General features: G+C 42.2%; 13 protein-coding genes. 4 read left to right on the top strand and 9 right to left on the bottom strand.

The window, feature by feature from the left end:
- Nucleotides 1–168 precede the first annotated feature (168 nt).
- The 3 genes from crtD to EAH55_RS06955 all read left to right on the top strand — a co-directional run bounded on the left by crtD (nt 169) and on the right by EAH55_RS06955 (nt 4,127).
- Nucleotides 169–1,662, top strand: a complete 1,494-nt coding sequence (crtD, locus tag EAH55_RS06945) for a 1-hydroxycarotenoid 3,4-desaturase CrtD (RefSeq protein WP_244228107.1) — start codon at nt 169–171, stop codon at nt 1,660–1,662.
- A 168-nt stretch (nt 1,663–1,830) separates the two neighbouring features.
- Nucleotides 1,831–3,768, top strand: a complete 1,938-nt coding sequence (locus tag EAH55_RS06950) for an alpha-amylase family glycosyl hydrolase (protein WP_121808972.1) — start codon at nt 1,831–1,833, stop codon at nt 3,766–3,768.
- A gap of 167 nt (nt 3,769–3,935) precedes the next feature.
- Complete coding sequence (locus EAH55_RS06955) at nt 3,936–4,127, top strand: cold-shock protein (RefSeq protein WP_112573252.1); 192 nt, start codon at nt 3,936–3,938, stop codon at nt 4,125–4,127.
- A gap of 123 nt (nt 4,128–4,250) precedes the next feature.
- Here the strand turns inward: EAH55_RS06955 and hemH are convergent, their stop codons facing one another.
- The 9 genes from hemH to EAH55_RS07000 form a co-directional block, all read right to left on the bottom strand.
- Nucleotides 4,251–5,276: a ferrochelatase gene (gene hemH, locus EAH55_RS06960; protein ID WP_208644804.1), complete on the bottom strand. Its 1,026-nt coding sequence runs from the start codon at nt 5,274–5,276 to the stop codon at nt 4,251–4,253.
- A 500-nt stretch (nt 5,277–5,776) separates the two neighbouring features.
- Nucleotides 5,777–6,478 carry a fatty acid desaturase gene (locus EAH55_RS06965; RefSeq protein WP_121808973.1) on the bottom strand — a complete coding sequence of 234 codons (702 nt, stop codon included), beginning with the start codon at nt 6,476–6,478 and terminating at the stop codon, nt 5,777–5,779.
- 29 nt (nt 6,479–6,507) lie between these two features.
- Complete coding sequence (locus tag EAH55_RS06970; RefSeq protein WP_121808974.1) at nt 6,508–7,359, bottom strand: 4-hydroxy-3-methylbut-2-enyl diphosphate reductase; 852 nt, start codon at nt 7,357–7,359, stop codon at nt 6,508–6,510.
- 93 nt (nt 7,360–7,452) lie between these two features.
- Nucleotides 7,453–8,085: a carotenoid biosynthesis protein gene (locus EAH55_RS06975; protein ID WP_121808975.1), complete on the bottom strand. Its 633-nt coding sequence runs from the start codon at nt 8,083–8,085 to the stop codon at nt 7,453–7,455.
- 26 nt (nt 8,086–8,111) lie between these two features.
- A complete protein-coding gene (locus EAH55_RS06980; protein WP_121808976.1) occupies nt 8,112–9,200 on the bottom strand; it encodes a glycosyltransferase in 1,089 nt (362 codons plus the stop codon).
- A 3-nt stretch (nt 9,201–9,203) separates the two neighbouring features.
- A complete protein-coding gene (locus EAH55_RS06985; protein WP_121808977.1) occupies nt 9,204–9,830 on the bottom strand; it encodes a lysophospholipid acyltransferase family protein in 627 nt (208 codons plus the stop codon).
- A gap of 12 nt (nt 9,831–9,842) precedes the next feature.
- Nucleotides 9,843–10,466 carry a lysophospholipid acyltransferase family protein gene (locus EAH55_RS06990; RefSeq protein WP_121808978.1) on the bottom strand — a complete coding sequence of 208 codons (624 nt, stop codon included), beginning with the start codon at nt 10,464–10,466 and terminating at the stop codon, nt 9,843–9,845.
- Nucleotides 10,467–10,469: 3 nt separating this feature from the next.
- The gene (locus EAH55_RS06995; protein WP_121808979.1) at nt 10,470–11,279 is read right to left on the bottom strand and encodes an alpha/beta fold hydrolase; all 810 of its coding nucleotides are present in this window, start codon (nt 11,277–11,279) and stop codon (nt 10,470–10,472) included.
- Between the two features lie 84 nt (nt 11,280–11,363).
- The gene (locus tag EAH55_RS07000; RefSeq protein WP_317127561.1) at nt 11,364–12,617 is read right to left on the bottom strand and encodes a 3-deoxy-D-manno-octulosonic acid transferase; all 1,254 of its coding nucleotides are present in this window, start codon (nt 12,615–12,617) and stop codon (nt 11,364–11,366) included.
- Nucleotides 12,618–12,770: 153 nt separating this feature from the next.
- Between EAH55_RS07000 and EAH55_RS07005 the strand changes: the two genes are divergently transcribed.
- Nucleotides 12,771–12,856 (top strand): NAD-binding protein (locus EAH55_RS07005; RefSeq protein ID WP_162996778.1); only part of this gene is annotated, 86 nt, incomplete at its 3' end.

Below are 12,856 nucleotides of genomic sequence, written 5' to 3' on the forward strand. Positions count from 1 at the left end.
TAACAACAAGTTAGCTTTTTTTGCAAGCTGTTGAGGATAGTTAATTTTCAAATATACATCCCTGCAGCTAAAATGTTTTGTGCGTAAATCACCTATGACGCGCGGGACAAGATTATGTTACGTACAGGCAACTGATTTTGATTTTGAATATCATAGCTAAAGGCCAATGTGCTTATCTTTACCGCTATGCCTCTTCCTGAAAAAGCTTTAATTATTGGTGCCGGCGTAGCCGGAATTGCCGCGGCTATTCGTTTGGCGATAAAAGGATATGAGGTTGAAGTTTATGAAACCAATAGTTATCCGGGTGGCAAGCTTAATCAATTTGAGCAGGATGGCTACCGCTTTGACGCCGGCCCGAGCCTGTTCACCATGCCGCAATATGTGGATGAGCTTTTTGAACTGGCTGGTAAAAAACCTTCGGATTATTTCCGGTACCAAAAGCTGGATCCCGTTTGCAAATATTTTTATGAAGACGGTACCCGTTTAATTGCCTATGCTGATTTTAATAAGCTTGGGAGCGAGGTACAAGCACAAACCGGAGAGCCTGCTACATCCATAAAACAATACTTTGAAAACAGCAGCCGAATCTACAATATCACCAATCACGTTTTCTTAGAACGATCCCTGCACAGGCTTAAAACCTATTTGCGTTGGGATACGGTTAAGTCGGTATTCAGGTTTGGGAAAATAGATGCTTTCCGTACCATGCATGCGGCTAATCAAAGTTTTTTTAAGGATAGACGCATTGTTCAGTTTTTTGACAGATATGCAACCTATAACGGCTCCAACCCTTATCATGCGCCGGCTACGCTGAACGTTATCCCGCACCTGGAGCAGCACTTTGGCGCTTATTTACCGGAGGGGGGGATGTACAGCATCACTTCAGGCCTGGTAAGACTGGCGGAATCGTTAGGCGTAAAGTTTCATTACAATAGCCCCGTAACAGAGATTTTTTTAGACGGGAAAACAGTAAATGGAATCCGGGTAGATGAACAGATCATTGAAGGGGATGTTGTGGTATCCAACATGGATATCTGGTTTACTTATCATAAATTACTAAAGGACTATCCAAAACTTCATCCTCAAAAAATATTAAGCCAGGAGCGGAGCAGCTCGGCATTGATATTTTACTGGGGAGTAAAAACTCAGTTTAAAGAACTCGACTTACATAATATTTTTTTCAGTGCCGATTACGAAGCTGAGTTTGATCATATCTGGCAACAAAAAGACATATATGATGATCCAACTGTTTACCTCAATATCAGCTCAAAATATAAAGCGGATGATGCGCCTGAGGGCTGCGAAAATTGGTTTGTAATGATCAATGTACCTGCCAATACCGGACAGGACTGGGATAGCCTTATAGCCTGCGGGCGGGAAAATATCTTAAGCAAATTAAGCCGACTGTTAAATAAAGACATCAGCAAACTTATCGTGAATGAAAATATCCTCGATCCGCGAAGCATCGAAAGCCGTACTTCTTCATATCAGGGTTCACTTTACGGTACCAGCTCAAACAGTCAGTTCGCTGCTTTTTTAAGGCACGCTAACAGATCGTCGAAGATAAAGGGACTATATTTTTGCGGTGGAAGTGTGCATCCGGGAGGAGGGATTCCGCTGTGTTTGCTATCGGCAAAAATTGTGAGCGGGTTGATTGATTAACAATGCCGCCTAAAATGTAGAGATACATCTCTTCAAATGATAAATACATAATTTTAACGAAAGATAATTTTACCAATTATTTTACTGATATTGCGACGGTGATGCGATGTGGCCTGAAAACCAGTAGGCTACACATTGCTTCGGTACAAAAACCAATTATAACGAGATATGACAATCAAGAATGTTTACTTATTACTTGCCGGACTTTTATTGGCCGGTTTTACTTCATGCAAGAAGAAAGACGTTTTGCCGGGCAATACCGGGAACGTTCCCGGTGATACGACGGTGAGTACCGGAAAGGCATTACCGGCAGGGGCTAAGGATGGTGTTACCTTCATCAACTCGGGTAAATCGGTTATTTTTAACCTGTATGCACCCGGCAAAAAATCGGTATCGGTAATAGGCGACTTTAACAGTTGGGATGCTAATGATACCAAAGCCGTTATGAACAACACGCCCGATGGCAAACGCTGGTGGGTACAGATAGATAACATCGACCCCACTACTGAATACGGTTACCAGTTTTATATTGATAAATCACTAAAAGTAGCCGACCCATATACCGAAAAGGTGCTTGATCCGGATAATGATTCATACATCTCGTCAGATACGTATCCGAACCTGAAGAAATATCCAACAGGAAAAACTACCGGTAATGTGAGTGTGTTTCAGGCCAATCAGCCTGCATACAGCTGGAAAAACACGAGTTTTACCCGTCCCGACAAAAAGAACCTGGTTGTTTACGAGCTATTGGTACGGGATTTTATTGATGCCCATAACTATCAAACCCTTACCGATACTTTAAAATATCTATCAAATTTGGGTGTTAACGCCGTTGAGTTAATGCCAATTAATGAATTTGAAGGAAACCTTTCATGGGGTTATAACCCATCTTTTTATTTTGCGCCTGACAAGTACTACGGTACCAAAAATGCATTGAAAGCTTTTATAGACGAGTGCCACTCACGCGGTATAGCCGTGATTCAGGACATTGTGCTTAACCATTCGTTTGGCCAATCGCCTATGGTGCAAATGTATTTCAACACGGCCGCCGGCAAGCCTGCGGCTAATAACCCATGGTATAATGTTGACCCTACGCATCCCTATAACGTGGGTTACCAGTTTAACCACGAAAGTGCCGATACCAAATATTTTGTCAAGAACGTGCTCAAATTCTGGATGACGGAGTATAAGATCGACGGTTTCCGCTTTGACCTTTCCAAAGGGTTTACACAGGTTAATTATGGCACTTCTGATGCTGCTGTAGGTCCGTGGGGACAATATGACGCCAGTCGCGTGGCTATCTGGAAAGATTATAACAATTACATTAAAAGTATCGACAATAATAATTTCTACGTGATACTGGAGCACTTTGCGGCTAACCAGGAGGAGAAAGAACTGGCCGGCGAAGGCATGATGCTTTGGAATAACCTGAACTACAATGCCAATGAAGCCACCATGGGCTGGCTAACCAATTCCAATTTCCAGGGTTTGTTTTACGATCAGCATACATTTACCCAGCCTTATAATCTGGTAAGCTACTTTGAAAGCCATGACGAAGAACGCCTGCAATTTAAAAACGAAAGCTACGGTAACAGCTATAATGGCTATAATGTAAAAGATAGAAACACCGGCCTGGCCCGCGAAGAAATGGCAGCAGCATTCCTGTTCTCGGTTCCGGGGCCTAAAATGCTCTGGCAGTTTGGTGAGCTTGGCTATGATGTAAGTATTGATCAGGGCGGCCGTACCAGCAATAAGCCCATCTACTGGAACTACAATACCGACCCTAACAGACGGCGTTTATATGGCATTTACGCCAAAATGATTAAAATGAAAGAGAAGAATGCTGTATTTGCGTCAACAAATTCTACTTATGATCTTGCGGGTGCTGTTAAAACCATCCAGTTAAAAGATGCCAGCGCCAATGTTGAAGTAGTTGGTAATTTTGATGTGATGCCGCAATCAGCCAGTATCAGCTTCCCATCAACCGGAACATGGTATGACAATATTACCAAAAACAGCATAAATGTAACATCATTGCCATATTCCATGACCTTGCAACCGGGCGAATATCATGTGTACAGTAGTGTTGTTTTACAGCAATAAAGAAGTTAAAACACTAAGAGTTAAGGCTTCTGGCCGATAGGAAATGATACTTTTACATTCCGCTTTGGGGTGAATGGTTATACTCTTAAAAACTATAAAGGTGTAATTGCCTTATTTTTAAATAATTATTGGATTTTAATGTATATCTTTGCAATCTTAAATAAAATATAATGCAAGGAACAGTAAAATTCTTTAATGAAACCAAAGGTTTCGGATTTATTACACCAACTAACGGTGGCGCCGAAGTTTTTGTACACGTATCAGGTTTGATTGACACTATTCGTGAAAACGATAGCGTTACCTACGATGTAGAACAAGGCAAAAAAGGCCTAAATGCGGTAAATGTAAAAGTAGCTTAAACTATCAATTATATAAAAATCGTACAGCATCTGTTCAGCAATGGGCAGATGCTTTTTTTATGCAATAAAAAAGCCCGATGTATATAATATCATCAGGCTTTCATTTATATCTATTAAGCTTTTTTAGGCAACCACCGGATTTACCATTTGTACTAAAGCTTCAATAAACTTGGGAGCGTCGTTCAGGCTTTCTACCAGTTGAACATGCTCTCCGCCCAGTGCTTTAAACTCATCACCGTACTCCGTTGTTACTTCGTATACAGTTTCAAGGCAGTCGGCAACAAAGGCAGGGCAAAATACCAGTAAACGCTTTTTGCCTTCCTTGGCCAGTTGGGCTACAATTTCGCTGGTGTAAGGTTGTACCCATGGGTCGTTACCCAGGCGTGATTGAAAGCAGATGGTATATTTCTCTCTCGGGATCCCCATTTTATCAGCTATTAGCTTCGCAGTGTGGTGCGATTGTGCCGAGTAGCAAAACCTGTTGGCATCGGTAAGTGTTTCGCAGCAACCTGATGATTTAAGGCAATGGTTATGTGTATGATCGGCCTTGATCAGCTGCCTTTGCGGCAAGCCGTGAAAGCTGAACAAAACATGATCGTACGTATCCGGATTATATTTTTGCGCGTTGTCGGCAAAAGTTTCAATCATTAACTCGTTATCATGAAACGAGTTAATGAAGGTGATATTTGGCGATGTTGGCCATTTACCCACAATATCCATAATCTTTTCATAAACAGAACCGGTACTGGCCGAGGCATATTGCGGAAACAACGGAATTACCTGGATACTTTCAACAAGGGCTGCTTTCAGTTTCTCCAAAGCCGATTCGATAGAAGGGTTTTGGTAGCGCATGGCCAACTCAACCATATACTCATCGCCGAGGCGCTGCTGTAACGCTTTTTGCTGTAAAATGCTATAATGTAATAGTGGTGAGCCTGTTTTAGGATCCCAGATGGCCTGGTACAATTTGGCCGATTTTGGCGCCCTGAAAGGAACAATAAGGCCTTTTACTAAAATGGTACGTGAAAGGGTTCCAATATCAATAACCCGGGGGTCCATTAAAAACTCATTCAAATAACGCTTAACATCTGCTGTACTCGGGCTATCCGGTGTGCCCAGGTTAACCAGTAAAATTCCTTTTTTAGCCATAATTATCAGGTACAAAAGTAACAAAAAATGCCCCGTAACTTATGACGGTGGTCACAAATTACAAATAAATGAGGTGTAAGGTTTTTGTGTCGAAATACTCTCTGTTATCTACTCCCGTCATTGCGAGGCACGAAGCAATCCCCGACTTTACAGGGGGGACGTGCTTGGCGGCTGTGCTGTCCGAAGTCTCTGACTTCGGACGCCTATGCATGTAGTCTTCAGACTACAGTATTGTGTTATTAAGAAGTTATTTGCAGTTTTACTAATATGGCTGTAGTTGCAAACTACAAGCATATAGGTTCGAAGTCAGAGACTTCGAACAGCGAAGTGATTATAAGTGATTGATTGTTGGGAGTGAATTTTGATCAGTTTTAAAATATGGGCGTTGCCTGCGGTCCGGGCTATCCGCTGCAAGTCCTCGCTTTGCCTGATAACAAATCCGGCGCACGCTTTGGGCTTTACGCTTCTATCCCTAACGCGGCTACCGCGCAATTGGCGAATTATGGATTGGTCAGCCTCTTCTTTTCTGGTAACGGAGCTTTCCACAACCTCCACCACGGCACACCCGGCGCTTCATGATGCTCATAATGGTATCCGAAAAAGTAACAGCTAAAAAAAGCGACAATATGATTACGGCGCTGGCTCCGGGCAAAATGCGGGTTGTTATGTTCGCCTTTATGGGGCTGATAAGTGCCGAAATAAAATAGTTGCAATGTGCTCAAGAGCGATGGCACCACCCAAAACATGATCAGGTTTGGCTGCGGAATCCAGATTTTCAGGATATTAAAAACAATGGCCATGACCACAATTTGCCATACAGACAGATAATTGCGGATAAACTGCACATACCAGGCAAAAAAGCTGCCCTGGTGGTAGTCCGGGTCGTGGTGGGTATGTACGTGGCTGTGATGTTTATGGTGCTTGGTGTATAACTTCGGGTACCAGAACGAAGCGTAAAGAAAAGTACTCAGGTAACCAACAAAGTTATTTAAACCCTTATTGGGCGAAACGGTACCATGCATGGCGTCATGCGCGGTGATGAATAGCCCGGTATACAGGTGCATCTGTACCAGCACAAATACATAAACAAGGGGATTGGTAAAGCTGAAATGCCATCGCATTAATAATATAATGCTTGTTGCCCAGCAGCCAATTACCAGGGCGGCTACTAATAAACCGGTATGTGAAGGGCTTTTTTGCATGCTATAATGTTACAGCAAAAAGCGTGCTGTTAAAAGCTTTCTATGGCGGCTTTTACTTTTTGCATCAGCCACATAGGGGTTGATGTAGCGCCGGCAATACCTACAGTATCGTTTGGTGCAAACATGCTTTGTTCCAGTTCGTCGGTTGATGATATGAAGTAGGTGTTAGGGTTATGCTTGCGACATACTTCAAACAATACCTTGCCGTTTGATGATTTTTTGCCCGATACAAAAATGATCTTATCAAAACGTGTCGCGAATTTAGGAAGATCTTTATCACGGTTGCTTACCTGGCGGCAGATGGTATCGTTAGCTTTCAGGTCATATCCGCGCGAAATAAGCTCATCCTTCACCGAGTAGAATTTATCCATGCTCTTGGTGGTTTGGCTGTACAGTGTGATATTGTGCGGAAGCTCTACATGATCCAATTCGGCAATATCCTGGAAAACTATCGCTTCGTTATTGGTCTGTCCTTGCAAACCAACCACTTCGGCGTGGCCGTGCTTGCCAAAAATCAGAATCTTCTCGTTTGAGTCGTATGAAGTTTTGATGCGGTTTTGCAGCTTAAGCACTACCGGGCACGAAGCATCAATAAGGGTAATATTGTTTTCTAAAGCCGTGCGGTAAGTATCAGGTGCTTCGCCATGGGCACGGATAAGTACCTTTTCGTTATGGAGGTCCTTAAGCTGGCTGTGTTCAATAATGCGGAGGCCTTTTGATTTTAGTCGCTCAACCTCTTCATCATTGTGCACAATATCGCCCAGGCAGTACAGGTAACCGTCCTCTTCTAAAATCTCTTCGGCCATGTCAATGGCATAAACCACCCCAAAGCAAAAGCCCGAATCCTGATCAATAGTAACCTGTAACTGATAATCTCCCATGGTGTTGCAAATTTACGGCAAAATTAATCGTTGATTGTAATGATTGCGTTGATTTAGCTGATTTTTATGTTGATGAATTTTGATCGACTTAAGTTAATACATCAGATTCAAAACAGCAAAAAACACAAATTGTGCAATCAGCAACGCCGGAGCAACAATGCTTTGCCGTTTAAATTTAAATTGCTCAGATATAAAAAGCAGCAACGCGCTCAATGCAAACCAGCAAACGTAGTTTTGTAAAGGAACAGCACCACCCAGCCAATGCCAGTAATCAAAATGAATGGCGATAGGTTCAATAAGCATATCAAGCAAGGTGAGCACCAGAGCGCCGGTTAATATCCTTGCCAACTTGTTGTTGAAATGACGGCTTCTTCGTAAAAAAACTCCTGTAGCGTATATCAACAGAAACCAATTTACCCCGATCATCAGGGGGATATCGAGCAGCCTTGTGCCGAGTGTTGCGCCATAACTGTAATTGCCAAACAGCCAGCCGGTATGCACACCAATATATTCGGCCATAAAGCCCGCGATAAAAATAATTACAGCGAATAGCATAAACCTGCCGTTAAAAACGTCATGGCTATAAATAACAACCCCAAGCATCAATAGTAAATGCCAGGGCACCAACGCTATAAATAATGCAGCTAAAGATGGGATAGTGAAGCCGATTAAACCCACCAGGTGAAACAAAAAAATGATCGTAACACAGATTCTGTTTTTTGCCAATATCGCCCTATTGAATTCAGAGGATCTCAAATCTTTCGCCCTTTCCACATGGTGGTTTTGGTAAGATAGCGTTGTATAGATAAAACTGCCACAGCAAGCAGGCTAAACATTTGAGCGGGATGCAGAAGGATGTTATACCCGGCTTTTTGCCCTGCCGAAAGAGAGATCATGATCCGCGTAAGCAAGATCAACCCTACAGTAAAAAATATGAGAGGCAGATTTAAAGTAGTAAGGATAATGAGCGGACCGGCAATAATGATAGTGATATATACCAGAAAGCCAATAATGCTGTAATTAAAAGCCGCCAGGAAGTTTTTGCTGAAACCGTTTATCGCTTGGTCATAACCACGATACATACGGCAGCTGATCATGCCATTGGCCAGTAAAGCCTCGCCATTATAACGTTCGGCCTTGATCAGGCGCATGATCTCTACATCTTCAACAACTTTATTTTTTACAGCTTTGTGCCATTGGTGCTTGTGATAAATGGCGGCATCAAATAGCATGAACTGTCCGCTGGCTGCTGCCACCGAAGCATTTTTTACGATATACACCAGGCGTAAAGGCAGCAGGTTAAGTAATATAAAATGCATCAGCGGAACCACAAGGTTTTCGCCCAGGGTAAGCATGGTTTGATTAGTAAACAGGCTTAATAAGCCTAACTGATGCAAGTGCATGCGGTGTATCGCGCTGTTGATAAGATGATTACTGATCTGCTCGTCGGCATCTAAAAACAGCAGGTATTTACCATCGGCCTGTTTGGCCATTTGATGGCAGGCATAGTTTTTCCCCATCCAGGCATCGGGTAGTTTGCCGCCTTTTATTACCCTGAAATGCGGGTGATTGGCTGCAAAATCATGGCAAACGCGGTAAGTATCATCGGTAGAGTCATCGTCATAAATGATAACCTCATAATTGTTATAATCCTGCTTGTAGATGGAATTTAGCAGTGTTAATATATTACCGGCCTCGTTACGCGCCGGGATCAGAATCGAAACCTTATCCGAGTAGTACCGGCCTATATGAGGGAGTTTGGGGTTGGAGATATAATTGAACAGCGTTACCGCAAACCTGAGTATGATAAAAAAGAGGGTTATTAATATAGCTATTGTCACTTTTTATATATCAAATTCGGTTTGCAGCAGTTTGGAGGCTTCGTAGTGCCTTTGGTATGCTGCCTGTAATTTATCTATGTTTTTACCGGCGTAATTTTCGGGTTCGCTTTTTAAGTAAACGGTTGCAGTCGGCTTTTTATGTTTAAAGTACTGAATAAAAGTTGAAGCGAAAATAATTTGAAAATTTCCGGCAGCTTTCTCAATTATCCTCATAACCCCTTTCTCAAAATTTATGTTTGTAACAAAGTTAGCATACAGTTTTCCCTGCGGAAACATCAAAACCAGGTTGGCAGGATCGGCAAGTAATGCTGCGGCGTAGTCAAGCGATTGGAGGATATTTTTCGAATCTTTTTTAACCGAAAAAGCACCGACATATTTCAAAAAACGCTCTTTACGGGCCGTTTCTTCCAGGATCATCACATGCAGCTTTTTCTTCAGCAATTTATCGTTTATGCAATACAAAATTAGGCCATCCCAAAAGCTAAAATGATTGCCTATTAATAATACCGACCTGTTTTGATCAACCACAATATCATTAAACAATAGTTCATGAAACGTTTTGCCAACTACCCATTTAATGTAATAGTGCACAATGCGGTTCAGGAAAAAGTTCTTTTTATTGCTGATCATAGTTGATACAGATCAATGCTCCATATTGATTTGATTTTTCAAAGCTTGCTGATGGGCCTGGTTAATATTCTCCTTCAGCTGCTCAAAGGTAAGCTCATTGGCAACACCTAAATCAAAAAGGTGAACATAAGCCCGGGGTTTCAGGCTTTCAAAATAATCTATCAGGATACAATGGTAAACAATCTGGCAGGGGCCTTTTATTTGTTGCATCAGTTTATAAACACCTTTTTCAACATGGATATGTGTTTCGTGGTTTGAGAATAATTCGCCTTGCGGAAATATCACGATCAGGTTATCCGGTTTATCCAATATCCCGGCCGAGTAGGTGAGCGACTCCAGCATAGCCCTTGAGCCTTTTTGGATAGAGTATGCGCCAATATATCGTAAATAGCTGCGTTGATCAAACTGATCTTGCTGCATCATTACGTAATATTGCTTTTTGAGATTGTAATAGGCCGTCCAGTTGGCAATAAAGCCATCCCACCAGCTAAAATGATTACTTAAAAGTAATATAGAATGGCCGGGACGTGGCTCAAAAGGCTGTACATTAACCTCCTTAAAATTGCGGCTAATCCACCACCTTACGTAGCTGATATAAAGTTTACTCCAGAATTTCTTTTTACGCGAGGGTACCATGTTTTATTTAACTAAATACTCATCAAGAGCCTTTGTAACCAGCCAGTGCCCAAGCTCAACTTCATGCACTTCAGCATCATCAAGCATTCCTAAAAAGGGCATCGCGGCCGATTTGGGGAACAGCTTATCATGCTTTCCAAATATCAGCAAACATTTAATTTTATGCTGATTGATCAGTTGTGCTACCTGCTGCACATCGGGCTTTAACTGCCTGATCAAATTTAAGGTATAATAGGTATCAAGCCGCTTTTGTTCGGTGTCAATTTCATTATAAGCAATCTTATACAGGCTTTCGTCAATAACGCCAACCTTTTTTACGCTTTTAACCAGGAAAGGGGCAAGCCATTTGCTTTTGGTAGCCGTACGGAAAATTGCGCGACCAAACTTATTGTGCAAAATGAAGTGAAAGCCTTTAAAAACAGCCAGGCCATCAGGTGCCATTAATATGATATCGTCAATCATGTCGGCATATTCTTCAACCAGTATCAGGGCAAGGTTGGCGCCTATGGAATAACCCATCACCGAAAAACGCTGCTTGCCATAAAGTTTAAACCATTCTTCCATGTAACTGCGCACCATGGCCTTGGGCATTCCGGACAGGATCTGCTGCTCTGTCCAGCCGTCGAGCCGACTTTCGCCATGAAAAAAATGATCGAAGCCGTAGATATGATATCGTGGTAAAACTGATTGGTCAAGCACATGGAACTGCTTCCCCGTCATGCCGTAGCCATGAAAGGCCAGTAAAGGCTTTTGCCCGCTACCGTACTCGTGAAAATGTGCTTTGCCCAAGCCAGGCAGATGTAAAAAACCCATTAAGGCAATATTAAGAATTTATGGCTTTTGTACAGTGAATGCAGTTGTTTTGTTTTGGAAAGTATGACCAAAACATGGAATTCTTTATCGCTTATCGATATACTTCATGATCATTTCCGTGGCCCCAACGTTTTCCTTCACGTAATTGGCCACTTTTTTCCGGGTATTGTTATAAAATGCTTCGTCGCTGATTAATCTGTCAACAATTTCTTTCAGTTCGGTTTCATTGCTGATGCTGAACCCGGCTTTAATGGCTATGAGCTCTCTGGCCTCGTTAAATTTTTGATAGTTAGGGCCAAAGATAACGGGCAACCCAAAAGCTGCTGCTTCCAAGGTATTATGAATGCCTACGCCAAATCCACCGCCTATATATGCAATATCCGCATAGGCGTAAAGGGACGAAAGCATACCGATATTGTCTATCACCAGCGACTGGAGATTGTTAGATGTAAGTGATTGGTATATGAAATCTCCGGACTGCAAGCCTTCGGCTTCGGTTTTTAATTGCGAAAAGGTAATCGCTTTTCCTTCTGGAAGTAGGTCTATCAGGTTTTTTATTTTTTCTTCAGGTATTTCATGTGGGGCAAAGATGAATTTCCAGTCGGGGTATTGGTTTACCAGTTTGGCCAACAGCGCTTCATCTTGCGGCCAGCTGCTTCCTGCTATAAACAGTTTATGCCCGTTTTTAAATTCTTCTATCAAGGGTAGTACTCTGGGGTTTTGCGCGTTGGCCCAAACGCGGTCAAACCGGGTATCGCCGCTTACTGATGTATTGGTGATGCCAATACCCTGTAATAATTGTTCAGAAGCATCGTCCTGTAAAAAAAAGTGGCTTACCAAGCTTAAAATTCTCCGGTTAAAACCGCCGTACCATTTAAAATACACCTGCCCCGGCCTGAATATCCCCGATACTATATATAGCGGAATATCACGTTTGTGCGCTTCATTAAAAAAGTGGAACCAGTATTCGTATTTGGTGAAAATAATAGTTTCGGGGTTGATGGCATCGATAAATCGTTTCGCATTACCGGAAGTATCTAAGGGCAGGTAATAAACATAATCGGCAAGCGGGGTGTTTTTCCGGATCTCATAGCCCGAAGGAGAAAAAAAAGTAACTACCACTTTTTTGCCGGGGTGTAAATTCCTCATAGCTTCCAGGATTGGGCGGCCTTGTTCAAACTCACCAAGTGAAGCAAAATGAAACCAAATACTGCTTTCTATACGTACAAAGACAGGATTTTTACGCCCTGAAACCCAAAGTTTGGCTTTGTTGTTAAACAATGCGGCAAAACGGATAAAAAGGGAATATAATTTGATACCTATATTATATAATAACATCAATTTTAATGCTGAATGATTATCTTAGCCGGGCATAAAAGTAATAACAATAATTACAATATTGGTTTTATGGCCCGCCCGGTGCCGTAATAAGCTGTTAATATGGTTCATTATACAATTTGCTTACCTTAAATTTAAAACACACTTAACACTATGAAAATTGCAGTAATTGGTACTGGCTATGTTGGTTTGGTAACGGGAACCTGTTTGGCCGAAACAGGGAATGAAGTAACCTGTGT

This window comes from Mucilaginibacter kameinonensis, assembly GCF_003675385.1.
Classification (GTDB): Bacteria; Bacteroidota; Bacteroidia; order Sphingobacteriales; family Sphingobacteriaceae; genus Mucilaginibacter; species Mucilaginibacter kameinonensis.